Origin of the sequence: Streptomyces sp. NPDC127119 (genome assembly GCF_042677425.1) — a bacterium.
Lineage (GTDB): Bacteria > Actinomycetota > Actinomycetes > Streptomycetales > Streptomycetaceae > Streptomyces.
The window spans coordinates 1-22,753 of the sequence record NZ_JBHXTO010000115.1 but is presented as its reverse complement, the minus strand read 5'-3'; the positions used below and the strand labels follow the sequence as shown (position 1 = coordinate 22,753).

The window sequence follows — 22,753 nt, the reverse complement described above, 5'->3', positions numbered from 1 at the left end:
CCCGCGCAAAAGCGTTCGCCCCACGTTTCCCCGAGGTGAGATCCTGGACCGCGTATGTCTACGCATCCTGCCCCCGCCCTCGGCGATCTCGCCTCCCGTCTGGCCGAGCTGTCACTGCGCGACGCGCACCGGCTCGGGCGCAGGCTCGAAGGCGCGCGCCGGATCCGCAAGCCAGAGGCCCGCGCCGCCGTCACCGCCGAGATCGAGACGGAGGTGGCGAGGGCCGAGACCCGCATGGCCGAGCGGCGCGGCCGCGTGCCCACCGTCTCGTACCCCGAGCAGCTGCCGGTCAGCCAGAAGAAGGACGTGATCGCGGACGCCATCCGTGATCACCAGGTCGTCATCGTCGCGGGCGAGACCGGCTCCGGCAAGACGACGCAGATCCCCAAGATCTGTCTGGAGCTGGGCCGCGGTGTCCGCGGCATGATCGGGCACACCCAGCCCCGCCGGATCGCCGCCCGTACCGTCGCGGAGCGGGTCGCCGACGAGCTGGACACCCCGCTGGGCGAGGCCGTCGGCTGGAAGGTCCGCTTCACCGACCAGGTCAGCCCGGAGGCCACCTTCGTCAAACTGATGACGGACGGCATCCTGCTCGCCGAGGTCCAGACGGACCGCGAGCTGCGCGCGTACGACACGATCATCATCGACGAGGCCCACGAGCGGTCCCTGAACATCGACTTCCTGCTCGGCTATCTGGCCCAGCTGCTCCCGAAGCGGCCGGACCTGAAGGTCGTCATCACCTCCGCGACCATCGACCCGGAGCGGTTCTCCAGACACTTCGGGGACGCGCCGATCGTCGAGGTCAGCGGACGCACGTACCCCGTCGAGGTGCGCTACCGCCCGCTCCTCGAAGAGGACGGCGACGACGCCGACCGCGACCAGATCACCGCGATCTGCGACGCCGTCGAGGAGCTGCAGGGCGAGGGCAAGGGCGACATCCTCGTCTTCCTCTCCGGGGAGCGGGAGATCCGCGACACCGCGGACGCGCTGGAGAAGAGGAAGTACAGATTCACCGAGGTGCTCCCCCTCTACGCGCGCCTCTCGCACGCCGAACAGCACCGCGTCTTCCAGCAGCACACGGGGCGCAGGATCGTTCTGGCGACCAACGTCGCCGAGACCTCCCTCACCGTCCCGGGCATCAAGTACGTGATCGACCCGGGCAACGCCCGTATCTCCAGGTACAGCCACCGCACCAAGGTCCAGCGGCTGCCCATCGAGGCGATCTCGCAGGCCAGCGCCAACCAGCGCAAGGGCCGCTGCGGCCGTACGAGCGACGGCATCTGCATCCGGCTGTACTCCGAGGACGACTTCCTCGCCCGCCCGGAGTTCACCGACGCCGAGATCCTCCGTACGAACCTGGCGTCCGTCATCCTCCAGATGACCGCGGCCGGGCTCGGCGAGATCGAGAAGTTCCCCTTCATCGACCCGCCGGACCACCGCAACATCCGCGACGGCGTCCAGCTCCTCCAGGAACTGAACGCCCTCGACCCGACGGAGAAGGACCCGCGCAAGCGGCTCACCGACACCGGCCGCAAGCTCGCCCAGCTCCCCGTCGACCCGCGGCTGGCCCGCATGGTCCTGGAGGCCGACAAGAACGGCTGCGTGCGCGAGGTCATGGTGATCGCCGCCGCGCTCTCCATCCAGGACCCGCGCGAGCGGCCGTCCGAGAAGCAGACGCAGGCCGACCAGCAGCACGCCCGCTTCAGGGACGAGACGTCCGACTTCCTCGCGTACCTCAACCTCTGGCGGTACGTGCGCGAGCAGCAGAAGGAGCGCGGCTCGTCCTCGTTCCGTCGCATGTGCAAGCAGGAGTACCTGAACTTCCTGCGCATCCGCGAGTGGCAGGACATCTATACGCAGCTGCGGACCGTCGCCAAGCAGATGGGCATCCATCTGAACGAGGACGACGCGCCCGAGCAGCACGTCCATCTCTCCCTGCTGGCGGGTCTGCTCTCCCACATCGGTATGAAGGACGTGAAGGAGACCGGGAAGGAGGGCGGCAAGGACGGCGGGAAGGACGGCAGGAGCAGTTCGAAGAACGACTACGTGGGCGCCCGCAACGCCAAGTTCGCGATCTTCCCCGGCTCGGCCCTCTTCAAGAAGCCCCCGCGCTTCGTGATGTCCGCCGAACTCGTCGAGACGTCCCGGCTGTGGGCCCGCGTCAACGCGAGGATCGAGCCCGAGTGGATCGAACCGCTCGCCGAACACCTGCTGAAGCGCACGTACAGCGAACCGCACTGGGAGAAGGACCAGGCGGCGGTGATGGCGTACGAGAAGGTCACGCTGTACGGGGTGCCGATCGTCGCCCAGCGGAAGGTCAACTACGGGCGCATCGACCCCGAGATCAGCCGCGAGCTCTTCATCCGCAACGCACTCGTCGAGGGCGACTGGCGTACGCACCACAAGTTCTTCTCCGACAACCGGCGGCTCCTCACCGAGGTCGAGGAGCTGGAGCACCGGGCGCGGCGCCGGGACATCCTGGTCGACGACGACACGCTCTTCGACTTCTACGAGGAGCGGGTGCCCGCCCATGTCGTGTCCGGCGCGCACTTCGACTCCTGGTGGAAGCACAAGCGGCAGGAGGAGCCCGAACTCCTCGACTTCGAGCGGTCGATGCTCATCCGGGAGACGGCCGGGGCGGTCACCAAGGACGACTATCCGGACTCGTGGCGGCAGGGGCGGCTGAAGTTCCCCGTCACGTACCAGTTCGAGCCGGGCGCCGACGCGGACGGCGTGACCGTCCACGTGCCGCTGCAGGTGCTGAACCAGGTCACCGACGAGGGCTTCGAGTGGCAGATCCCGGGGCTGCGCGAGCAGGTCGTCACCGAGCTGATCCGTTCCCTCCCCAAGCCCATCCGCCGCAACTACGTGCCCGCGCCCAACTTCGCGCAGCGGTTCCTGGAGCGGGCGGTGCCCCTGCAGGAGCCCCTGACCGTGACGATGGCGCGCGAGCTGAAGCGCATGGTCGGAGTGCCGCTCACCGCCGACGACTTCGACTGGTCCCGACTCGACGACCACCTGAAGATCACCTTCCGGATCGTCGACGAGCGGCGGCGCAAGCTGGCCGAGGACAAGGACCTGGAGGCCCTGAAGGTCCGGCTGAGGCCGAAGGCCCGCCAGGCGATCTCCAAGGCCGTGGCGGCGACGGCCGAGCGGCAGGGCGGGGAGTCCCTGGAACGCACGGGGCTGACCGACTGGACCATCGGCTCCCTCACCCGTCTCTTCGAGACGCGCAGGGCGGGCCAGCCGGTGAAGGCGTACCCGGCGCTCGTCGACGACGGCCCGGCGGCCAACACCGTCTCCGTACGCCTCTTCGACACCGAGGCCGAGCAGCAGCAGGCGATGTGGAAGGGCACGCGGCGGCTCATCCTGCGCAACATCCCGGTGAATCCGGCGAAGTTCGCGTCGGACAAGCTCACCAACGCCCAGAAGCTGGCCCTGTCCGCGAATCCGCACGGGTCGATCCAGGCCCTGTTCGACGACTGCGCGATGGCCGCCGCCGACAAGCTGATCGGCGACTTCGGAGGGCCGGCCTGGGACGAGGAGTCCTACCGGAAGCTGTACGACAAGGTGCGCGCGGAGATCGTCGACACGACGGTCCGCACGGTCGGCCAGGTCGAACAGGTGCTGGCCGCCTGGCAGGCCTGTGAGCGCCGTCTGAAGGGCGTACGCAGCCCTGTGCTGCTCGCCAACCTGACGGACGTACGGACGCAGCTGGACGCCCTCGTGCGGCCCGGCTTCGTCACGGCGACGGGTCTGCGGCGGCTGCCGGACCTGATGCGCTATCTGGTCGCCGCGGACCGCCGGCTGCAGCAGATGCCGACGAACGCGCAGCGGGACACCAGCCGGATGGAGAAGGTCTACGAGATGCAGGACGAGTACGCCTGGCTGCTGGAGCAGTTGCCGCAGGGCCGTCCCGTCCCCTCCTCCGTCCGGGACATCCGCTGGATGATCGAGGAGCTGCGCGTCAGCTACTTCGCGCACGCGCTGGGCACGGCGTATCCGGTCTCCGACAAGCGCATCGTGAAGGCGATCGACGCGGCCGCACCGTAACGGCGTCCGCACACCGGGTGAGTTCGCCCGGGGGGCCAACCCTCCTGTACAGTCTTGTCTCGCAGCGCAACGCAAGATCGCACTGCGAAACAAGGTCCTGTGGAGCAGTTTGGAGTGCTCGCCACCCTGTCAAGGTGGAGGCCGCGGGTTCAAATCCCGTCAGGACCGCAGAAGAAGAAAAAGAAGGCCCCGCATCCGGCAACGGAAGCGGGGCCTTCTTCATGCGCCCGCCCCCCCCGAGGGCCCCTCCGGGGACATTCAGGGGCCTTTCAGGGGCACGGGGAACGGCGCAGCCCTTTGCCTTAGGGGCGCGAGGAACGGCGCGGCCAACCCCCACCGACCCGCAGCCAACACTCCACGGCACCCCCCACCCCCAGGGGCGCGGGGAACTGCGCAACACCCCCCACCGGCCCGCCCCCGACACCCCACCGCACCCCAATCACCGCCACAGATCCCAACACCACCCCCACACCCCCCTCCAACCCCACCCGCCAACCACACGCCCTTGACGCCGTCACATTCCCGAAGTACCTAGAAACCAAAGCCCCAGACCCCACCGGAGGTGACCATGGCGGCGACCGCTCGGCATGAGACGCGAGCCCTGCTCCGCGCCCACCTGTCGGCCGCCTCCGGCCACCGCCACCGGACGAGGCACTGCCCCATCTGCCACCGCCTCCTGCGCCTGGCCTCGGAGGCCGGCCCCGAGGACCTGGACGGCCCCCCGGAGGACGACGACCCCTCCCCGGCGTGAACGGCCGCGCGATCGCCCGCGAGCGCGTCCGCGTGATCGCCCGCCCGAGCGAAGGCCGCGCATCAACTACCCATCGCACGGCCCCAGATGAGCGAGTCCCCCATTAGCGCAGGTATGCCACGCGCAACAAGGACCACGGCATGTGACGGGTGTCACCGCATAAGTTTTCAAACCGGCGGAACTTACCCCCCACCTACAACTGGTCAATTTAATATGTGCAATTGCACCGAGCCCCAGGGGGACTCACAGCCGATCCGACAGCCTCGCCCAGACTGCGACAAGGCCACTCACAGACCGACCCTGTAAGCGCGCACACCCCATGACCAGCGCACAAAAAAGATCGCGCTGGACCCGGCGGAGTCCAGCGCGATCTACGACGCACCCACAGTGCTTGTGGTTCTTGCTCGGGCGGGGACCCCGTTGGGGCGGGATCCGCGTCGCTTGGTACTTGGGTGGTGCTTGGGTGACACATGAAGCGGTACTTGCGTCAGGGCCCTGCCGACAAGTTGGGGGACCTGCCGAAATACCCTGCTATGTGGCTATGCAGTTGTTGTTCAGGCTTCGCTGCGCTGCTGCGGGATGCCCGCGAGCAGAGCACGTACCTCTGCTTCGCGGTAACGGCGATGCCCACCCAGCGTGCGGATCGACGTGAGCTTGCCGGCCTTCGCCCACCGCGTGACCGTCTTAGGGTCCACGCGGAACATCGTGGCGACCTCAGCCGGGGTCAGCAGCGGCTCGGCATCAGGGGTGCGAGCGGTCATGAGCGGCCTCCTCGGGAGAACCGATCGTTCTCGGTTCTTTCCTCTAAATTCTGCACCTTGACCCGCGTTGCCCGAAATGGCGGATGCGGGTCGAGTCGGTTATAGGACGAACGGCTTGTCCTCGGCACTACAACTACACCATCCGTCCAGCCACGTCGGCCAAACCGATGGAATTGCCCTCCCAGGTGTTCATCAGCGACGGAAGCCGATGGACCATGCCATAGCGGACAGTCACGCCACTGTGACGATCAGTCACAGGACGATCAGGAGTCACGGGACCCCCCTGCAGCGCAATGCCAAGATTCCACCCAAACGTGGGCAGAGAGAGCCCTCCCCGGACTCCTTGTCCTATTTTGGCATGAGGAGGGCCGTTGGGCGCAAGGTCCGTGTTAGTGCTGTCCGTCACGCTTACCCCGTACGACCCGGATCGGGACTTACGTCCTGTCAGGCTCCGTGACGCACAGGAACCGGCGCGCCGAAGAGCCTCCGCGCGCCCCTCAGTTCGCCGAGCGCCGGTCCCGTACCGAACGCCACCGCTCCACGAGCCGACCGTATGCCTCCCCCGCGCCGGGCCCGTCGCCCGTGCGCAACGCCTCGATGCCCTCGGCGACATCGGCGGCGGAGTGGTCGCCGTCGAGTTCCCCCGCGGGCAGCACGTGGACGAGGCCGCCGTAGTCCAGCTCCACCAGCGAGCGCGGATGGAACTCCTCCAGCCAACGCCCCACGTCCACCAGGCCGTCGATGAGCGGCCCCTCGTCGAGGGTGTCCCGCAGCGTCCGCAGGGCCCGCGCCACCCGGCGCCGCGCCTGCACCATCGGTGTGCGGTAGCGGAGCACGGGCGCGTCCTGCCCGGCCCGCGAACCGCCCCCGGACCCGGCGCCCTTGTCGTACTCGCGCTCCTCGTCGGAGACGAGTACGAACCAGTGCAGCGGGATTTGCCAGGTCGAGGTGCGGATCCAGGGCCGGGCGTCGGGGTTGCGGGTCAGCCAGCGCTCGTAGTCCTGGGCGGCCTGACGGCGTACGAGCTCGGGGAGCGCCGCGTCCAGGACGGGGGCCGGCAGTTCCTCCGCCAGGTCGCCCAGGGCCTCCCAGCCGCGCAGCCGGGTCCGCCAGGGGCACACGCACAGCACGCCGTCCACCTCCGCGACGAACGCGTCACCGCTCTCCTGCACCGGCACGGCCATCGGCGGCACGGGCAGCAAGTCGGCCAGCGAGCGGCGGAGTTCGTCCTGGTACGAGGGACGTTCCGGCCGGCGCGCGTAGCGGTACCAGTGGCCGCGCTCCGGTTCCGGGAAGGCCGCGAGCGGTTCGTACACCCGGAGATAGGACGCGTACGGGACGATCAACGAGGTCACCTTGGGCACGCTTGCTCCCTCCCCAGCCGACCCGGTGGAAAACCGCGCACCGGGTACGCGGACACGCGGGAAACCCCTGCAAATCGTCCCACGCCCGCCCGTGACCGTACTCCGGCCGGGGGTGATCCTGACCACTGGGCCGATGGCGGTCCCGCACAGGCTCTAATCTCGTGCCACACGGACCCCCGCCACCCGTACGAGGGCCGCCCCGACCCGCCGCTCTTTACCTGGGAGTCACCACAGTGACCGACGTAACCGGCAGCCCTGACGACGTACTGCACACCCTGTTCCGGTCGGATCAGGGCGGCCATGAGCAGGTCGTGCTCTGTCAGGACCGCGCCACCGGCCTCAAGGCCGTCATCGCCATCCACTCCACCGCCCTGGGCCCGTCCCTCGGCGGCACCCGTTTCTACCCGTACGAGAGCGAGGCCGCGGCCGTCGCCGACGCGCTGAACCTCGCCCGCGGGATGTCGTACAAGAACGCCATGGCCGGGCTCGACCACGGCGGCGGCAAGGCCGTGATCATCGGTGACCCCGAGCAGATCAAGACCGAGGACCTGCTCCTCGCGTACGGCCGGTTCGTCGCCTCGCTCGGCGGGCGGTACGTGACCGCCTGCGACGTCGGCACCTACGTGGCCGACATGGACGTCGTCGCGCGCGAGTGCCGCTGGACCACCGGGCGCTCCCCCGAGAACGGCGGCGCGGGCGACTCGTCCGTCCTGACGGCCTTCGGCGTCTTCCAGGGCATGCGGGCCTCCGCCCAGCACCTGTGGGGCGACCCGTCGCTGCGCGGCCGCACGGTCGGCGTCGCGGGCGTCGGCAAGGTCGGCCGCCACCTGGTGGAGCATCTGCTGGAGGACGGCGCCCGGGTCGTGATCGCCGACGTCCGCCAGGACGCCGTGGGCCGCATCGCCGACAAGCATCCCGCCGTGCAGATCGCCCCGGACACCGAGCGGCTGATCCGGACCGAGGGGCTCGACATCTACGCCCCCTGCGCGCTCGGCGGCGCCCTGAACGACGACTCCGTGCCGGTGCTCACCGCCAGGATCGTCTGCGGCGCGGCCAACAATCAGCTGGAGCACCCGGGTGTGGAGAAGGACCTCTCCGACCGCGGGATCCTCTACGCGCCGGACTACGTGGTGAACGCCGGCGGGGTCATCCAGGTCGCCGACGAGCTCCACGGCTTCGACTTCGACCGGTGCAAGGAGAAGGCCGCGAAGATCTTCGACACCACGCTGGCCATATTCGCTCGTGCGAAGGAGGACGGGATTCCGCCGGCCGCCGCGGCCGACCGGATCGCCGAGCACCGCATGGCGGAGGCCCGCCGCCCCTGATGTTCGGGGGCTGTTCGGCAGCCGTTCGGAAGGCTGTGCGCACGGCCCCGCGGGGTCCCGTCGGCGGGTGTTGGAGAGAACTCTCACGTTCGTCGGCGGGTCGCTCGCCAAGAAGAGGTTAAAATCGCGGTTGACCAGCGAGGACAGGGCACCTCGCAGGTCCTGTGCACACGAGCTTCCTGCGGGCGACGTACCGTATGGGCGTGGGCTCAGGTACCGTGGAAGCCCTACGGACCGGTCTCTCCACGGAGAGCCCGTTCCAGATCATGAACGCGTGTCAAGACTCTGGGGCCGTCGAGCCCCGTATCCGAGGGGGTCGAGCCATGGGGCGCGGCCGGGCAAAGGCCAAGCAGACGAAGGTCGCCCGCCAGCTGAAGTACAGCAGCGGCGGGACTGATCTGTCGCGTCTGGCCAATGAGCTGGGCGCTTCGACTTCGCAACAGCCGCCGAATGGCGAGCCGTTCGAGGACGACGACGAGGAAGACGACCCGTACTCCCAGTACGCGGATCTCTACAACGACGACGAGGACGAGGACGATGAGTCCGGTCCTGCGTCGCAACGCCGCGGGGCTTGACGTACCAGCTGCGCTCGTCGTTCTAGCTGCGCTTCACCCGGTCCGGGGTTGATTGCCGGACCGGGTTTTGTGCATGTCGCTCTGCGGGTTGACTGGGAGTACTTGCTGTGGGCTGGTCGGCTGCAGGTTCGTCGTGGCTGGTCGCGCCCCGCGGCGGAGCCGCACATGTCACAGCCCCGCGCCCCTTGCGGGGCTGCCCTGAAGGGCGCCCCTGTGGGCGCCCCGTACGGGGCTACCTGGCCGCGTAGTCGCCGGTCAGTTCCGCGCCCGTCTCGTGGGTGCCCCTGTCCGTGATCTCACCTGCCACCCAGGCTTCCACTCCTCGGTCCGCCAGGGTGGTGAGGGCGGCGTCCGCGGAGTCCTGGGGGACGATCGCGATCATGCCCACGCCCATGTTCAGCGTCTTTTCGAGTTCCAGGCGCTCGACCCGGCCGGTGGTGCCGACGAGGTCGAAGACCGGGGCCGGGGTCCAGGTGGCGCGGTCCACGGTCGCGTGCAGGCCGTCCGGGATCACCCGGGCGAGGTTGGCCGCGAGGCCGCCGCCCGTGATGTGCGAGTAGGCGTGCACGTCGGTCGTACGAGTCAGCGCCAGACAGTCCAGCGAGTAGATCTTGGTGGGCTCCAGGAGCTCCTCGCCGAGGGTGCGGCCGAACTCCTCGACGTGCTGGTCGAGCTTCAGGTTCCCGCGGTCGAACAGGACGTGCCGGACCAGTGAGTACCCGTTCGAGTGAAGGCCGGAGGACGCCATGGCGATCACCGCGTCACCCGTACGGATACGATCCGCGCCGAGCAGCCGGTCGGCCTCCACCACGCCCGTACCGGCGCCGGCGACGTCGAAGTCGTCCGGGCCCAGCAGACCGGGGTGTTCGGCCGTCTCGCCGCCGACCAGGGCGCAGCCCGCGAGGACACAGCCCTCGGCGATGCCCTTCACGATGGCCGCCACGCGCTCCGGGTGGACCTTGCCCACGCAGATGTAGTCGGTCATGAAGAGCGGCTCGGCACCGCACACCACGATGTCGTCCATGACCATCGCGACCAGGTCGTGGCCGATGGTGTCGTACACGCCGAGCTGCCGGGCGAGGTCGACCTTCGTGCCGACGCCGTCCGTGGCGGAGGCGAGCAGCGGGCGCTCGTACCGCTTGAGGGCGGAGGCGTCGAAGAGGCCGGCGAAACCGCCGAGGCCACCGAGGACCTCGGGGCGCTGCGTCTTCTTCACCCACTCCTTCATCAGTTCGACGGCGCGGTCGCCCGCTTCGATGTCGACGCCCGCGGCTGCGTAGCTGGCACCAGTTGTCTCAGACATGACGGTGAGAACTTTCGTGTCGTACAGCGGTGTTGCTGCGAGGTCTGACGGGGCTTGGCGAGGCTCTACGGGCGACGGATCGCGTCGGCCGCGGCGGACGCGGGACCTGCGGCCAGCTCGGTCTCCAGGAGCTGCTTGCCGAGCAGCTCGGGGTCCGGGAGGTCCATCGGGTACTCGCCGTCGAAGCAGGCACGGCAGAGGTTCGGCTTGTCGATGGTGGTGGCCTCGATCATGCCGTCGATGGAGATGTACGAGAGGGAGTCGGCGCCCAGGGACGTACCGATCTCCTCGATCGACATGCCGTTGGCGATCAGCTCCGCGCGGGTCGCGAAGTCGATGCCGAAGAAGCAGGGCCACTTCACGGGCGGCGAGGAGATCCGGATGTGGATCTCGGCCGCGCCCGCCTCACGGAGCATCCGGACCAGGGCGCGCTGGGTGTTGCCGCGCACGATCGAGTCGTCGACGACGACCAGACGCTTGCCCTTGATGACTTCCTTGAGGGGATTCAGCTTCAGCCTGATGCCCAGCTGGCGGATGGTCTGTGAAGGCTGGATGAAGGTCCGGCCGACGTACGCGTTCTTCACCAGACCGGCACCGAACGGGATGCCCGAAGCCTCCGCGTAACCGATCGCGGCGGGCGTGCCCGATTCCGGAGTCGCTATGACCAGATCGGCCTCTACCGGAGCTTCCTTGGCGAGACGGCGGCCCATCTCGACGCGGGAGAGGTAGACGTTCCGGCCGGCGATGTCGGTGTCCGGGCGGGCCAGGTACACGTACTCGAAGACACAGCCCTTGGGCTTCGCTTCCGCGAATCGGGAGGTTCGCAGTCCGTTCTCGTCGATGGCGACGAACTCGCCCGGCTCGATCTCGCGGACGTAGGCCGCACCGCAGATGTCGAGGGCGGCGGACTCGGAGGCGACGACCCAGCCGCGCTCCAGGCGCCCGAGGACCAGCGGGCGGATGCCCTGCGGGTCACGGGCGGCGTAGAGGGTGTGCTCGTCCATGAAGACCAGCGAGAAGGCGCCCTTGACCTGCGGGAGGACCTTCGCGGAGGCCTCTTCGATGGTCAGCGGCTTGCCGTCGTCGTCGACCTGCGCGGCCAGCAGGGCCGTCAGCAGGTCGGTGTCGTTGGTCGCCGCCACACGCGGGGTGCGGCCCTCCTGCTTGGGGAGGTCGGCGACCATCTCGGCGAGCTCCGCCGTGTTGACGAGGTTGCCGTTGTGGCCGAGCGCGATCGAGCCGTGCCCGGTGGCACGGAACGTCGGCTGGGCGTTCTCCCAGGTGGAGGCCCCGGTGGTCGAGTAGCGGGCGTGACCGACCGCGATATGACCGAGCAGGGAACCGAGGGAGGCCTCGTCGAAGACCTGGGAAACGAGCCCCATGTCCTTGAAGACGAGGATCTGAGAGCCATTGCTCACCGCGATTCCCGCGGATTCCTGGCCTCGATGCTGGAGGGCGTAGAGCCCGAAGTAAGTGAGCTTGGCGACCTCTTCACCGGGAGCCCAGACTCCGAAGACGCCGCAAGCGTCCTGGGGTCCTTTCTCGCCGGGGAGCAGATCATGACTGAGTCGACCGTCACCACGTGGCACGCCACCGAGTGTAGGCGAGATCGACCACTGGTCCGAATTGGGGAAGTGCCCGGGCGGCGCGGTGAGACGCCGCCCGTCCGGGGTCACTTCGCGGCGACGGCTTCCAGGCCCGCGCCGTTTTCGCTGGTCAGGGTGAGGTTGCTGCCCTTCAGCGTGTACTTCACGGTGCCGCCGAAAAGCTTCAGGAGGGAGCGTTCGGTGTCCATGAGTGAGTCGGAGCACATCTTCCGGGTGGTGCCCGGCGTGCCCAGAGTGATAATGCCGTCGCCGACCGTGGCCTTCGCCGTCACCTTGTTGCAGCCGAGCTGGCCGGCGACCGTGCCCTTCTCGTCGAAGGTGAGATGGACCTTGCCCTCGGCCTCGGAGGCCAGGGCGACGGCGGAGCCGCCCTTGGTGTCGCCCTTCGCGTCGGCCTTCACCGTGCCGGTGACGTTCCACTTGGTGCCGTAGAGGTCGGCCTGCTTCTCCGCGGTGAGTTTCACGGTGTAGCCGTCCTCGGTGGTGAGCGTCAGCTTGTCGCCGTTGACCTCGGCCTTGATCGTGCTGTCGGACATGGCCTCGCCGAGCTTCGACTCGAAGCCCATCGTGCCGTCGGCCGTACAGGCCATCTCGGTCTTGACGGTGTCGTCGCCGATCGTGATCGTGTCGCCCTCGATCTCGGCGGTGGCGCCGAAGTGGTTGCAGCCGTAGTTGCCGCCCACCTTGCCGTCCTTGCCGAACTCGACGTGCGCGCCGGCCGGGGCGTCCTGCGTCTTCCCCTTGGCCGTCACGCTGTCGACGTTCCACTGCGTGCCGGTGAGCCCGGTGTCCTGCCGGGTCCCGACGGAACTGGCACCGGGATCCTTGCCGCCGCTGTCGCCGCTGCCGCTCTCCGTGCCGCAGGCGGCCGTGGCGAGGAGTCCGGTGACCGCCAGGGCGCTGAGGCCGACCCGCGGGCTGAGTGCGCTGAGGTTGCGTCGCTGCGTGTGCATGCCGCTTTGACGGGGCGGGTGGGGTGCTTGGTTCCCTCACGGGGTAACGGGCCCGCAACGGGTGCGCCCGGCTCGGCCGTCCGGCTCAGCTCATCAGGGGGAGCAGTGCGCCCAGGTCGGCGCGTTCTCCGCTCGCGCTGACCTTCGCGTCGTCGAGGGCCGTCTGCCAGCCCGTACGGCCGGTCGCGAGCCGGATCCAGGTGAGCGGGTCCGTCTCCACGACGTTGGGCGGGGTGCCGCGGGTGTGGCGCGGGCCCTCCACGCACTGCACGACGGCGTACGGCGGAACGCGCACCTCCGTGGAGGCGCCGGGCGCCTTCGCGGCGAGCGCGTCGGCGAGCAGGCGGGTGCAGGTGGCGAGGGCGTGGCGGTCGTACGGGATGTCGAGGCCCGGGACCGCCGCGTTGAGGTCGTCGGTGTGGACGACCAGTTCCACGACGCGGGTGACGAGGTGGTCGGCCAGGGCCATCGCTCCCACGCGGGTGGCCAGCAGGCGGCCGTCCCCGGCTTCCGGGAGGCGCTCGGTGAAGCGGGATTCTGTGCGCTCGTAGAGCGCGTCGAGGTCCGGGTTCGCGAGGGCGAGCGCGTGTACGCCCTCGTCGATCTCGCCCGCGTGGGGAGCCGTGGCGGACGGCCAGTCGAGCAGGGTGAGGGCGGGGGTGGTGGGCTCCGGCCCGTCCAGGCCCCGGCTCACGGCCTCCAGGGCCATGGTCAGGTGCGCGGCCAGCTCCCGCACGGTCCAGTCACCCAGCCCGGCGGGTGCGGCGAGCTGACCGGAGCTGAGGGTCCGTACGGCCACGCGCACATTCCCGAACTGCGCGAGCACCGCGGCGCGGGTCTTCGCGGGGTCGTAGGCGCGTTGGCGTTTTCTGGCCGGGGGCATGGGGGGAGTTTATGGGGGCGGAGAATTTCGTCTGCGGCCCGGTGGGGGCTGGTCGCGCAGTTCCCCGCGCCCCTGGGGGGCGGGGGGTGTGTTTCGTCTGCGGCGCCGCAGGGGTCGGGCGCGCAGTTCCTCGCGCCCCTAAAAGCGATGGGGCTCGCATGGTTGAGCCGCGTCCACCGCCGCCCCTCAGGGGCGCGGGGAACTGCGCGGCCAGCTCTCGCCGGGCCGCAGACACAACACTCCGCCGGACCGTTCGGTTTTAGGGGCGCGGGGAACTGCGCGGCCAGCCCCCGCCGGGCCGCAGACGAAACACCTCCCCCTTCGCCCCCAGGGGTGCAAGCGAAACCCGGCCCTGCCAAGGTTCTGGCGGGCCGGGCTTCGGGCTACGCGAACAGCGCCGGGATGGTTTCCGTGTGCGCCCTGCGCAGGTCGGACAGCGGCAGGGTGAACTCGCCCTGGACCTCCACCGCGTCACCGTCGACCACACCGATACGCGCGGCCGGCAGGCCCCGCGCACCGCACATGTCGGTGAAGCGCAGTTCCTCCGAGCGCGGGATCGCGACGACGGCGCGCCCCGCGGACTCGGAGAACAGGAACGTGAACGCGTCGAGACCGTCCGGCACGACGAGCCGCGCGCCCTTGTCCCCGAGCAGCGCCGACTCGACCACGGCCTGGATCAGACCGCCGTCGGACAGGTCGTGCGCGGAGTCGATCATGCCGTCGCGGGACGCGGAGATCAGGATCTCGCCGAGCAGGCGCTCCCGCTCCAGGTCCACGGCCGGAGGCAGCCCGCCGAGATGGTCGTGGACGACCTGCGACCAGGCCGACCCGCCGAACTCCTCACGGGTGTCGCCGAGGAGGTAGAGGAGCTGGCCCTCTTCCCGGTAGGCGACCGGCGTGCGCCGGGCCACGTCGTCGATGACGCCCAGGACCGCGACCACCGGAGTCGGGTGGATCGCGGCCTCGCCCGTCTGGTTGTAGAGCGAGACGTTGCCCCCGGTCACCGGCGTGCCCAACTGCAGGCACCCGTCGGCCAGTCCGCGGATGGCTTCCGCGAACTGCCACATGACGGCCGGGTCCTCGGGCGAACCGAAGTTCAGGCAGTCGGAGACGGCGAGCGGCTTGGCGCCGGTCGTCGCCACGTTCCGGTACGCCTCGGCGAGGGCGAGCTGCGCACCCGCGTACGGGTCCAGCTTCGCGAACCGGCCGTTGCCGTCCGTGGCGATGGCCACCCCGAGCCCGGACTCCTCGTCGATGCGGATCATGCCCGAGTCCTCGGGCTGCGCCAGCACCGTGTTGCCCTGCACGAAGTGGTCGTACTGGGAGGTGATCCAGGACTTGGAGGCCTGGTTCGGCGAGGAGACCAGCTGGAGGACCTGCTTCTTCAGCTCCTCCGAAGTGGCGGGCCGCGGAAGCTTGTTGGCGTCGTCCGCCTGCAGCGCGTCCTGCCAGTGCGGGCGGGCGTACGGGCGCTCGTAGACCGGGCCGTCGTGCGCGACGGTGCGCGGGTCGACGTCGACGATCTTGCCGCCGTGCCAGAAGATCTCCAGGCGGTCGCCGTCGGTGACCTCACCGATCACCGTGGCGATGACGTCCCACTTGTCGCAGATCTCCAGGAAACGGTCGACCTTCGACGGCTCGACGACCGCGCACATGCGTTCCTGCGACTCGCTCATGAGGATTTCCTCGGGAGAGAGCGTGGAGTCGCGCAGGGGTACGTCGTCCAGCGTCACGCGCATGCCGCCGGAGCCGTTGGACGCCAACTCGCTGGTGGCGCAGGACAGTCCGGCCGCGCCCAGGTCCTGGATGCCGACGACCAGCTTCTCGGCGAAGGCCTCCAGGGTGCACTCGATGAGGAGCTTCTCCTGGAAGGGGTCGCCGACCTGGACGGCGGGACGCTTCGACGGCTTGGCGTCGTCGAAGGTCTCGGAGGCCAGGATGGAGGCGCCGCCGATGCCGTCGCCGCCCGTGCGGGCCCCGTACAGGATGACCTTGTTGCCGGAGCCCGACGCCTTCGCGAGGTGGATGTCCTCGTGCCGCATGACGCCGATGGCACCGGCGTTGACCAGCGGGTTGCCCTGGTAGCAGGCGTCGAAGACGACCTCGCCACCGATGTTGGGCAGGCCCAGGCAGTTGCCGTAGCCGCCGATGCCCGCGACGACGCCGGGCAGTACGCGCTTGGTGTCGGGGTGGTCCGCGGCGCCGAAGCGGAGGGGGTCGACGACCGCCACCGGGCGCGCGCCCATCGCGATGATGTCGCGCACGATGCCGCCGACGCCGGTGGCCGCGCCCTGGTAGGGCTCGACGTACGACGGGTGGTTGTGCGACTCGACCTTGAAGGTGACCGCGTAGCCCTGGCCGACGTCGACGACGCCCGCGTTCTCGCCGATGCCGACGAGGAGGGCGTCCGACTGGGGGGCCTTCTCGCCGAACTGGCGGAGGTGCACCTTCGAGGACTTGTAGCTGCAGTGCTCGGACCACATGACCGAGTACATGGCGAGCTCGGCGCCGGTCGGGCGGCGGCCGAGGATCTCCACGACCCGCTCGTACTCGTCCTTCTTCAGGCCGAGTTCGGCCCAGGGCAGCTCGACGTCGGGGGTCCCGGCCGCGTGCTCGACCGTGTCCAGAGGCGTCCGGCTCATGCGTTGACCAGCTTCTTGAGGATCGAGGTGAAGAAGGGGAGGCCGTCGGTGCGGCCGGACCCGACGAGGGGTTCGACAGCGTGCTCCGGGTGCGGCATCAGACCGACGACGTTGCCCGCCTCGTTCGAGATGCCGGCGATGTCCCGCAGCGAACCGTTGGGATTGCCGAAACCGTCGGCGAACTCGCCGCCGACCACGTAACGGAAGACGACGCGGCCCTCCGCCTCCAGCATGTCGAGGGTGCGCTCGTCCGCGACGTACCGCCCGTCCATGTTCTTCAGCGGGATGTGGATCTCCTGGCCGGACTCGTAGTCCGCGGTCCAGGCGGTATCCGCGTTCTCCACCTTCAACTTCTGGTCGCGGCAGATGAAGTGGAGGTGGTCGTTGCCGAGCATCCCGCCGGGAAGGAGATGTGCCTCGGTGAGGATCTGGAAGCCGTTGCAGATGCCGAGCACCGGCATTCCCGACTTCGCCTGCTCAATCACCGTCGCCATGACCGGCGAGAAGCGCGAGATCGCACCGGCGCGCAGATAGTCGCCGTACGAGAAACCACCCGGCAGGACAACGGCGTCGACCTGCTTGAGGTCCTTGTCCTTGTGCCAGAGAGCGACGGGTTCGGCGCCGGCGAGCTTGATCGCCCGCTGGGTGTCCCGGTCGTCGAGGCTTCCCGGGAAAGTGACGACGCCAATACGAGCGGTCACTTTCCGGCCTCCGCGACTTCCTCGACCTTGACGGTGAAGTCCTCGATCACGGTGTTGGCGAGGAAGGATTCGGCGAGTTCGTGGATGCGGGCGAGGGCGGTGTCGTCCACCGGTCCGTCCACTTCCAGTTCGAATCGCTTTCCCTGACGGACATCGGAGATGCCTTCGAAACCGAGGCGCGGCAGTGCACGCTGCACCGCCTGGCCCTGGGGGTCGAGGATCTCCGGCTTGAGCATGACGTCGACTACGACGCGTGCCACTGGCACTCCCGGTGTGTGGTGCTGAGCAGGTTCCTTCAGACTACCCGTACAAAATTTCTACGCGGGTAGATTCGTAGGAAACTACGTGACCGTCATCACGATTGCGCATCGAGTGCCTATCGTCGGGCTGCCTTCACGAAAAATCCTGGGAAAGATCCGGATCGAGACCGGGTCCCCTATTGCCTGGGGACACGCCAAGAGATTTAGTCGAGCTTCACATTGGATTGCCGGGCACTGTACAAATGAATTGGCAATAGCCGATACTTTGCCCAATCACCCATAAAAGCAGTCGGACAGTCGGCATCTCGACACGTCGTCGCACGTCGTCGGACACATGCCGCACGAAGGGACCGATATTCGTGGCGCAGCGTGTCGTAGTCACTCTCTCCGACGACATCGACGGCTCGGAAGCGGCGGAAACGATCGCCTTCGGTCTGGACGGCAAGTCGTACGAGATCGACCTGAATCCGGCCAATGCCGAGCAGTTGCGCGCGGCGCTGGAGCCGTATGTGGAGGCCGGGCGCAAGCGGTCGCGGTCCGGGAAGGCGTACCGGCAGACCGCGGTGGCGCCCGATCCGGCGGCTGTTCGGGCGTGGGCGCAGTCCAACAAGCTGGAGGTGCCCGCGCGGGGGCGGATTCCCAAGCGGGTGTATGAGGCTTTTACCGCTGCGCAGTAGGGCTTGCGGGGCTTGTGGTGTTCTGCGGGGAGTTCGGCCGCTCGGGGGTCGGACTCCTTTGCGGTTCCCTGCCGGCTTTGTGTGCTGTGTGTACGGGTGCGGGTCCGTGTGTGTACGGGTGCGGGTCCGTGGGGGCTGGTCGCGCCGTTCCCCGCGCCCCTTAGGTGGGCGGGGGCTGGCGTGGAGCGTCGGGTGCGGCAGCGTCGGGGCTGAGCGCGCCGTTCCTCGCGCCCCTTGGGTACGTGGGGGTCGGCGTGGAGCGTCGGTGCGGCTGCGTCGGGGCTGGTGTTGCGCAGTTCCCCGCGCCCCTTGGGTGAGCGGGGGCTGGCGTGGAGCGTCGGGTGCGGCTGCGTCGGGGCTGAGCGCGCCGTTCCTCGCGCCCCTTAGGTGGGCGGGGGGGGCGGCGCAGTGCGTCGGGTGCGGGTCGGGGTTCATTCGGGCCTGGGGGTAGTCGACTTGCGTTGTACCCCGGGCGATCGGCTAGAGTTCGGAGCACGCCGAGGGGCAAGGCCGAAAGGCCCGGCTCACCGGAGTCACGCGGGTGTAGTTCAGTAGCAGAACATCCCCCTTCCAGGGGGAAGGCGCAGTGTGCAATTCCTGTCACCCGCTCTGCATCGCCGGTCTGGTCGTTCGTTCGATCGGGTAGGCTGGTGCTCGCGCCGATCGGTGAAAGCCGGTCGGAGGCAATGCGGACGTAGCTCAGTTGGTAGAGCGCAACCTTGCCAAGGTTGAGGTCGCCAGTTCGAACCTGGTCGTCCGCTCAGCGCAGAAAGACCCCGGTCATATGACCGGGGTCTTTCTCGTATGTGCCCGACCCGCCGTCCGGTTCACGGCCGTCTGACATTTGTCATGTACGGCGGTGACAGCGTGCACTGCCGAACCCCGTCGCCGGCCGAGACGCTTGAGTCATGAATACGAATGAGCCCGTGATCGAGGTCACTGATCTCCGACGCGTCTACGGGGGAGGGTTCGAGGCGGTCCGAGGGGTCTCCTTCGAAGTCGCCCGGGGCGAACTCTTCGCACTGCTCGGCACCAATGGCGCGGGCAAGACCTCCACCGTCGAACTCATCGAGGGCCTCGCCCGGCCGTCCGGCGGCCAGGTACGCGTTCTCGGCCACGACCCGTACTCCGAACGTTCCGCCGTCCGCCCGCGGATCGGCCTGATGCTCCAGGAGGGCGGCTTCCCCTCCGAGCTGACCGTCTCCGAGACCGTACGGATGTGGGCCGGCTGCACGAGCGGGGCCCGCCCCGAGAGCGAGGCGCTGTCCCTGGTCGGCCTCACCCGCCGGGCCGGCGTACGCGTGAAGCAGCTGTCCGGCGGCGAGAAGCGGCGCCTGGACCTGGCGCTCGCGCTCCTCGGACGGCCCGAGGTGCTCTTCCTGGACGAGCCGACGACCGGCCTCGACGCCGAAGGGCGCCAGGAGACCTGGGAGTTGGTGCGCGAACTGCGCGCACAGGGCACGACCGTGCTGCTCACCACGCACTACCTGGAGGAGGCGGAGGGGCTCGCGGACCGGCTCGCGATCCTGCACGCCGGACGGATCGCGGTCTCCGGCACCCCGGCCGAGGTGACCGCCTCGCAGCCGTCGCGGATCTCCTTCGAACTGCCCAACGGCTACTTCCCCGGCGATCTGCCGCCGCTCGACTCCCTCGGCGTCACCGGGCACGAGGTCGCCGGACGCGTACTGCGGCTGCGTACGGACGAGTTGCAGCGGGCCGCCACCGGGCTGCTCATGTGGGCCGAGCGGGCCGGTGTCGAGCTGCGGGGGCTCGATATCCGGTCGGGGTCGCTGGAGGAGGCGTTCCTGCGCATCGCGCGGCACGTCTCCGAGCAGGACGCCCAGGCGGAACAGGCAGGACAGGCAGGACAGGCAGGACAGGTGGAACAGTCCCAGTTTTCCGAGAAGGAGCACGTGGCATGAGCGCGGACACCGTGACCAGGACCGCACCCCCGGCGCCGACCGTGACCGCGGTCGGACGCATGACCTCCCTCGCACGGGCCGAAATCACCCTCCTCTCGCGCAGCAGGGCCACCTTCTTCGCGGCCGTCTTCGTGCCGCTGATCCTGCCGCTCAGCCTCCGCTCGACGGTCGAGGACATGGACCTGAAGGCGTCCGGGCTCTCGGTCGGCTCGGTCATCCTGCCCTCCGCCGTCGGCTTCTCCCTGCTCTTCGCCGTCTACAGCTCGCTGGTGAGCGTCTACGCGGCCCGTCGCGAGGAGCTCGTGCTCAAGCGGCTGCGCACCGGGGAGCTGCGGGACGCCGAGATCCTCATGGGCGCCGCGGTCCCGTCGGTCCTCATCGGTCTGGTGCAGAGCGTGGTGCTGACGGTCGCCTGTGCGGCCCTCCTGGACGTGGGAGCGCCCGAGGCGCCTCTCCTGGCCGTTCTGGGGCTGCTGCTGGGGCTCATGATGTGGCCGGCGCTCGCGGCGGTGACCGCGAGTTTCAGCAGGAGCGTGGAGGGCGCCCAGGTCGCGGCGATGCCCTTGCTGCTCATATCCATGATGGGCTCCGGCACCGTCGTGCCCTTCGAGGTCATGCCCGACCGGCTCGCCGCCGTCTGCGAACTGCTGCCGCTGTCCCCGGTGATCACCCTCATCCGCGGTGGCTGGGCCGGGAACCTGTCCGCGTACGAGGCCCTGGGCGCGCTCGCGACGGCGCTGGCCTGGACCGTGCTCGCGGTGTTTGCTGTACACAAGTGGTTCCGCTGGGAACCGAGGCGCTGACCCCGGCCCGCGCAGCGCACGAAGGCGGGAACGGCAACGAAAACGGGGACGGTCGGTCATGGGAGTCGGGAGTTCGGGAATGCGCAGGCCGGGTCGCTGGTGGCGCGGGAAGAGCACGCTGGCGAAGGTCGAGACGTACACCCGCTGGTCCTTCCACTTCTTTCCGCTCGTGGAGGTCACCGCGATCGGGCTGCCGGTCTTCGGGCAGGTGGGGGCCGGGCTCGCCGTCCTGCTCGTGCTGCCCCTGTGCGCCCACGCCGCGCTGTGCGGGGTGACCGCGTCCCAGTCGCTCGACTGGACGCGCGGCACCCGTGAACAGCCCGTACGCCTGCTGATCGCGCTCGGCGTGCTCTCCGCGCTGCTGGGGACCGCCGCGCTCGGCCTCGTGGAGCACGGGCCGGGCGGCGAGGACACGGCGGCAACGGCGGTCCCGTTCTGCGTGGGTGTGCTGGTCTTCGGGACCGGCACCATCGCGCTCGGGGTACGCGGCCGGCTGCGCGTCCTCGGGATCGTGGCCGGCTTCGCCGCGTACACCGGGGTCGCGGCGTTCGCGCTGGGCCTCGACGGGCGCGGCTCGCTGGCGACGGCGTTCGGGGTGCTGGTCGGCGGCGGTGGCCTCTCCTTCACCTCCGTCTTCTCCGTCTGGCTGCTCGACGCCGTGTACGAACTGGACGCGGCCCGCGAGACCCGTACCCGGCTCGCGGTCGCCGAGGAGCGGCTGCGCTTCGGACGCGATCTGCACGACGTGATGGGCCGCAACCTCGCGGTGATCGCCCTGAAGAGCGAGCTCGCCGTCCAGCTCTCCCGCCGCGAACGCCCCGAAGCCGTGGACCAGATGATCGAGGTGCAGCGGATCGCCCGAGAATCGCAGCGCGAGGTCCGCGAGGTCGTACGGGGCTACCGCGAGGCCGACCTCGGCGCCGAACTCTCCGGGGCGCAGGGCGTGTTGACCGCGGCCGGGGTCGACTGCTCGGTGACCGGTTCCGCGACCGGGCTGCCCCCGGCGGTCCAGTCCGCGCTCGGCTGGGTCGTCCGGGAGGCCACCACGAACGTACTGCGGCACGGCGACGCCCGGCGGTGCCGCGTGTCGCTGGAACAGGCGGGGAACCGTGTCGTCCTCACGGTCGAGAACGACGGGGCGGAACGGGCCGCCGCACAGGGAGCGACCGGCCGGGGGACCGGTGGCGGGTCCGGTCTCGCCGGGCTGCGGGAGCGGCTGGCCGCGGTGTCCGGGACGCTGGAGGCGGGGCCCGTCGACGGCGGCCTCTTCCGGGTCGTGGCCGAGGTGCCCCTGCCTCCCGCCTCCTCGTCCCCCTCCTCGTCGGCCTTCTCGACGGGTTCCTCGTCGGACTCCTCGACGGGCTCCTCGTCGGACACCGTTTCGCGCTCAGTGAGTGAAGAGGTCACCCCATGACATCCGTACGACCCATCCGGCTGCTGCTCGCCGACGACGAGCACCTCATCCGGGGGGCGCTCGCCGCGCTGCTGGGTCTTGAGGACGATCTGCTGGTGGTGGCGGAGGCGGCCGGCGGGCCCGAGGCGCTGGCGATGGCGCGGGCGCACGAACCCGATGTGGCCGTACTGGATCTGCAGATGCCCGGCGCCGACGGTGTGAGGGTCGCCACATCGCTGCGGACCGAACTGCCCGCCTGCCGCGTGCTCATCGTGACGAGCCATGGGCGCCCCGGGCATCTCAAGCGGGCGCTGACGGCCGGTGTGCGCGGTTTCGTCCCGAAGACCGTGAGCGCGCAACGGCTCGCGGAGATCATCCGTACCGTCCATGCGGGAAACCGTTATGTCGACCCCGAGTTGGCCGCCGACGCGATCTCCGCCGGGGATTCGCCGCTCACCGCGCGTGAGGCCGAGGTGCTGGAGCTGGCCTCCGACGGGGCGCCCGTCGCGGAGATCGCGGAGCGGGCCGCGCTGTCGCAGGGGACCGTACGGAACTATCTGTCGTCGGCCGTGTCCAAACTCGGAGCCGAGAACCGGCACTCGGCGGTGCGTCTCGCACGTGAGCGAGGTTGGGTATAGTTGCTCTCGCACCACGGCGAAAGCCACCGCGCGGCGCGGACGTAGCTCAGTTGGTAGAGCGCAACCTTGCCAAGGTTGAGGTCGCCAGTTCGAACCTGGTCGTCCGCTCAGAGGAAGAAGAACGCGAAAACCCCCGGTCGAT

Annotated in this window: 18 protein-coding genes and 4 tRNA genes; 13 read left to right on the top strand and 9 right to left on the bottom strand. The window is 69.4% G+C overall.

What is annotated here, in order from left to right:
* The first annotated feature begins 54 nt into the window (after positions 1–54).
* The 3 genes from hrpA (at position 55) to ACFVH5_RS33610 (ending at position 4,804) form a co-directional block, all read left to right on the top strand.
* Entirely contained in the window at positions 55–4,053 is a 3,999-nt protein-coding gene (gene hrpA, locus ACFVH5_RS33620; protein ID WP_385837476.1) for an ATP-dependent RNA helicase HrpA, read from the top strand.
* 93 nt (positions 4,054–4,146) lie between these two features.
* Positions 4,147–4,221: transfer RNA gene (locus tag ACFVH5_RS33615), tRNA-Asp, on the top strand.
* Between the two features lie 400 nt (positions 4,222–4,621).
* On the top strand, positions 4,622–4,804 hold the full coding sequence (locus tag ACFVH5_RS33610; RefSeq protein WP_385837475.1) for a DUF6274 family protein: 183 nt from the start codon (positions 4,622–4,624) through the stop codon (positions 4,802–4,804).
* Between the two features lie 554 nt (positions 4,805–5,358).
* Here the strand turns inward: ACFVH5_RS33610 and bldC are convergent.
* Together bldC and ACFVH5_RS33600 are read right to left on the bottom strand one after the other, a co-directional pair.
* Positions 5,359–5,565: a developmental transcriptional regulator BldC gene (bldC, locus tag ACFVH5_RS33605; protein WP_003949541.1), complete on the bottom strand. Its 207-nt coding sequence runs from the start codon at positions 5,563–5,565 to the stop codon at positions 5,359–5,361.
* A gap of 497 nt (positions 5,566–6,062) precedes the next feature.
* Positions 6,063–6,929: a hypothetical protein gene (locus ACFVH5_RS33600; protein ID WP_384806534.1), complete on the bottom strand. Its 867-nt coding sequence runs from the start codon at positions 6,927–6,929 to the stop codon at positions 6,063–6,065.
* A gap of 233 nt (positions 6,930–7,162) precedes the next feature.
* On the opposite strand from ACFVH5_RS33600, the gene ACFVH5_RS33595 reads away from it, so the two are divergent.
* On the top strand, positions 7,163–8,254 hold the full coding sequence (locus ACFVH5_RS33595; RefSeq protein ID WP_384806536.1) for a Leu/Phe/Val dehydrogenase: 1,092 nt from the start codon (positions 7,163–7,165) through the stop codon (positions 8,252–8,254).
* A gap of 323 nt (positions 8,255–8,577) precedes the next feature.
* A complete protein-coding gene (locus ACFVH5_RS33590; protein ID WP_107020614.1) occupies positions 8,578–8,829 on the top strand; it encodes a DUF3073 domain-containing protein in 252 nt (83 codons plus the stop codon).
* A 232-nt stretch (positions 8,830–9,061) separates the two neighbouring features.
* Here ACFVH5_RS33590 and purM read toward each other — a convergent pair whose 3' ends face one another.
* The 7 genes from purM to purS all read right to left on the bottom strand — a co-directional run bounded on the left by purM (position 9,062) and on the right by purS (position 17,178).
* On the bottom strand, positions 9,062–10,132 hold the full coding sequence (gene purM / locus ACFVH5_RS33585) for a phosphoribosylformylglycinamidine cyclo-ligase (protein ID WP_385837474.1): 1,071 nt from the start codon (positions 10,130–10,132) through the stop codon (positions 9,062–9,064).
* A gap of 65 nt (positions 10,133–10,197) precedes the next feature.
* Entirely contained in the window at positions 10,198–11,721 is a 1,524-nt protein-coding gene (purF, locus tag ACFVH5_RS33580; RefSeq protein ID WP_384806540.1) for an amidophosphoribosyltransferase, read from the bottom strand.
* 83 nt (positions 11,722–11,804) lie between these two features.
* Positions 11,805–12,692 carry an META domain-containing protein gene (locus tag ACFVH5_RS33575; protein WP_385837473.1) on the bottom strand — a complete coding sequence of 296 codons (888 nt, stop codon included), beginning with the start codon at positions 12,690–12,692 and terminating at the stop codon, positions 11,805–11,807.
* An 85-nt stretch (positions 12,693–12,777) separates the two neighbouring features.
* Positions 12,778–13,575, bottom strand: a complete 798-nt coding sequence (locus ACFVH5_RS33570; protein WP_385837472.1) for a sterol carrier family protein — start codon at positions 13,573–13,575, stop codon at positions 12,778–12,780.
* Between the two features lie 383 nt (positions 13,576–13,958).
* Positions 13,959–16,217 (bottom strand): phosphoribosylformylglycinamidine synthase subunit PurL, encoded by a 2,259-nt coding sequence (purL, locus tag ACFVH5_RS33565; protein WP_385837471.1) that lies wholly within the window; start codon positions 16,215–16,217, stop codon positions 13,959–13,961.
* A complete protein-coding gene (gene purQ, locus ACFVH5_RS33560) occupies positions 16,214–16,918 on the bottom strand; it encodes a phosphoribosylformylglycinamidine synthase subunit PurQ (protein WP_385837470.1) in 705 nt (234 codons plus the stop codon). Before purQ ends, purL begins: the two co-directional genes overlap by 4 nt.
* Positions 16,915–17,178: a phosphoribosylformylglycinamidine synthase subunit PurS gene (gene purS, locus ACFVH5_RS33555; RefSeq protein ID WP_055518089.1), complete on the bottom strand. Its 264-nt coding sequence runs from the start codon at positions 17,176–17,178 to the stop codon at positions 16,915–16,917. The genes purQ and purS overlap by 4 nt, the downstream gene beginning before the upstream one ends.
* A 359-nt stretch (positions 17,179–17,537) precedes the next feature.
* Between purS and ACFVH5_RS33550 the strand changes: the two genes are divergently transcribed.
* The 8 genes from ACFVH5_RS33550 to ACFVH5_RS33515 all read left to right on the top strand — a co-directional run bounded on the left by ACFVH5_RS33550 (position 17,538) and on the right by ACFVH5_RS33515 (position 22,719).
* The gene (locus tag ACFVH5_RS33550; protein ID WP_107020558.1) at positions 17,538–17,855 is read left to right on the top strand and encodes an Lsr2 family protein; all 318 of its coding nucleotides are present in this window, start codon (positions 17,538–17,540) and stop codon (positions 17,853–17,855) included.
* 537 nt (positions 17,856–18,392) lie between these two features.
* Positions 18,393–18,464, top strand: a tRNA-Gly gene (locus ACFVH5_RS33545).
* A 79-nt stretch (positions 18,465–18,543) separates the two neighbouring features.
* A tRNA-Gly gene (locus tag ACFVH5_RS33540) sits at positions 18,544–18,616 on the top strand.
* Positions 18,617–18,763: 147 nt separating this feature from the next.
* A complete protein-coding gene (locus tag ACFVH5_RS33535; protein ID WP_385837469.1) occupies positions 18,764–19,777 on the top strand; it encodes an ABC transporter ATP-binding protein in 1,014 nt (337 codons plus the stop codon).
* Positions 19,774–20,580 (top strand): ABC transporter permease, encoded by an 807-nt coding sequence (locus ACFVH5_RS33530; RefSeq protein ID WP_385837468.1) that lies wholly within the window; start codon positions 19,774–19,776, stop codon positions 20,578–20,580. The genes ACFVH5_RS33535 and ACFVH5_RS33530 overlap by 4 nt, the downstream gene beginning before the upstream one ends.
* Positions 20,581–20,659: 79 nt before the next feature.
* Positions 20,660–21,994 carry a sensor histidine kinase gene (locus tag ACFVH5_RS33525; RefSeq protein WP_385837467.1) on the top strand — a complete coding sequence of 445 codons (1,335 nt, stop codon included), beginning with the start codon at positions 20,660–20,662 and terminating at the stop codon, positions 21,992–21,994.
* Positions 21,991–22,611: a response regulator gene (locus ACFVH5_RS33520; protein WP_384806555.1), complete on the top strand. Its 621-nt coding sequence runs from the start codon at positions 21,991–21,993 to the stop codon at positions 22,609–22,611. The genes ACFVH5_RS33525 and ACFVH5_RS33520 overlap by 4 nt, the downstream gene beginning before the upstream one ends.
* Before the next feature lie 35 nt (positions 22,612–22,646).
* Positions 22,647–22,719 (top strand) — tRNA-Gly (locus ACFVH5_RS33515).
* Positions 22,720–22,753: the final 34 nt, after the last annotated feature.

Coding starts and splice junctions, on each gene's coding strand:
- hrpA (WP_385837476.1), top strand. CDS start 55: ATGTCTACGCATCCTGCCCCCGCCCTCGGCGATCTCGCCTCCCGTCTG.
- ACFVH5_RS33610 (WP_385837475.1), top strand. CDS start 4,622: ATGGCGGCGACCGCTCGGCATGAGACGCGAGCCCTGCTCCGCGCCCAC.
- bldC (WP_003949541.1), bottom strand. CDS start 5,565: ATGACCGCTCGCACCCCTGATGCCGAGCCGCTGCTGACCCCGGCTGAG.
- ACFVH5_RS33590 (WP_107020614.1), top strand. CDS start 8,578: ATGGGGCGCGGCCGGGCAAAGGCCAAGCAGACGAAGGTCGCCCGCCAG.
- purM (WP_385837474.1), bottom strand. CDS start 10,132: ATGTCTGAGACAACTGGTGCCAGCTACGCAGCCGCGGGCGTCGACATC.
- ACFVH5_RS33575 (WP_385837473.1), bottom strand. CDS start 12,692: ATGCACACGCAGCGACGCAACCTCAGCGCACTCAGCCCGCGGGTCGGC.
- ACFVH5_RS33570 (WP_385837472.1), bottom strand. CDS start 13,575: ATGCCCCCGGCCAGAAAACGCCAACGCGCCTACGACCCCGCGAAGACC.
- purL (WP_385837471.1), bottom strand. CDS start 16,217: ATGAGCCGGACGCCTCTGGACACGGTCGAGCACGCGGCCGGGACCCCC.
- ACFVH5_RS33535 (WP_385837469.1), top strand. CDS start 18,764: ATGAATACGAATGAGCCCGTGATCGAGGTCACTGATCTCCGACGCGTC.
- ACFVH5_RS33530 (WP_385837468.1), top strand. CDS start 19,774: ATGAGCGCGGACACCGTGACCAGGACCGCACCCCCGGCGCCGACCGTG.
- ACFVH5_RS33525 (WP_385837467.1), top strand. CDS start 20,660: ATGCGCAGGCCGGGTCGCTGGTGGCGCGGGAAGAGCACGCTGGCGAAG.
- ACFVH5_RS33520 (WP_384806555.1), top strand. CDS start 21,991: ATGACATCCGTACGACCCATCCGGCTGCTGCTCGCCGACGACGAGCAC.